This is a genomic window from Bradyrhizobium sp. PRIMUS42 (genome assembly GCF_023006515.1).
Lineage (GTDB): Bacteria > Pseudomonadota > Alphaproteobacteria > Rhizobiales > Xanthobacteraceae > Bradyrhizobium.
Map to the genome: position 1 here is coordinate 1 of NZ_JALBGZ010001171.1, position 1,256 is coordinate 1,256.

Consider the following 1,256-nt stretch of genomic DNA (forward strand, 5'->3'; position numbering starts at 1 on the left):
GTCACGGCGCCGGCGGTGGCGCCGACGACGGGCTCGGCGAGGAACGCCGCCACGGTATCGGGGCCACGCCGCTGGAACTCGGATTCCAACTCGGCCGCCAACCGTGCCACGAATTGCGCATCGGATTCACCGTCATGCTTCTCGTGATAGGCAAAGGCCGGCGTCACATGGCTGAAGGCGGCCGAGAGCAAGGGTGCATAAGGCGCGCGTCGCCAGGCGTTGCCGCCCGCGGCGAGCGCGCCAAGTGTGTTGCCGTGGTAGCTCTGCCGGCGCCCGATGAAGTGCTGCCGCTGCGGCTCGCCACGCTCGATGAAATATTGCCGTGCAAGCTTGATGCTGGCCTCGATCGCCTCCGATCCGCCGCTCACGAAATAAGCACAGGCGAGGCCGCCCGGCTCGTGCCCGACCAGCGTTTCGGCCAGCGCCTCTGCCGGCTCGGACGAGAAGAATGCCGTGTGGGCATAGGCCAGCGTCGAAGCCTGCTTCGCCATCGCCGCGATCACGCGGGGATGCTGATGGCCGAGGCATGAGACGGCCGCGCCGCCGGAGGCGTCGATCACGCGCCGTCCGTCCTCGGCAAAGAGATAGACGCCTTCGCCGCCGATCGCCTTGGGCGGCGTCTCGCGCAACGAGCGGTGCAGCACGCGGCTGATGCGGGCGGCCATGGATCAACCTTTCTCTGAAACGTAGGTGGAGGCAGCAGTGAGCCGCGCCTCGGTATTCTCCAGGCGCTTCTTCGCGGCGACACCGCCGAGCGAGAACGTCACTGCGGCCAGCGACTGCGCGATCGCGATCGCGCCGGTGAGACTCGGGAAGAAGCCGGGAGAGGAGGCCGCCTCGAACAGCAGCACGTGGTCGGCGCCCTCGGCCATCGGCGCAGAGAGGCTGTCCGCGATCGCAATCAGCGTCGCGCCGGTGCGATAGGCGGCCTGTGCGACGCCAACGCTCGCATGGGTATAGGGCAGAAAGCCGATGACGATGACGGCTTCGCCGGGCCGGAAGGCGCCGAGGTCGAGATCGTCGGGGCCGGATGCTCCGATGAGTTGCACCTGTTCGGGACGGAATAACCGCAGCTCGTAGTTCAGCAGCTCCGCAACGCTGCGGCAGCTACGATAGCCCGCGATCCAGATCCGCTTGGCCTGATGCAGCGCACGGGCCGCCTCCGCGATCGGCTGTGCCGGGATTCGCGGAAGGCCGGCGGCCTCGGCCACGAGCTTGTCGGTGACGAGCGCGACATCGGAATTCGGGCCGTGCAG

Annotated in this window: 2 protein-coding genes; both read right to left on the minus strand. The window is 68.2% G+C overall.

From position 1 onward, the window contains the following. On the minus strand, positions 1–665 hold a 665-nt coding region (locus MOV75_RS38720; protein WP_247008097.1), incomplete at its 3' end, for an aminotransferase class III-fold pyridoxal phosphate-dependent enzyme. Between the two features lie 3 nt (positions 666–668). After that, a partial coding sequence (locus tag MOV75_RS38725) for a MurR/RpiR family transcriptional regulator (protein WP_247008100.1) occupies positions 669–1,256 on the minus strand: 588 nt, incomplete at its 5' end.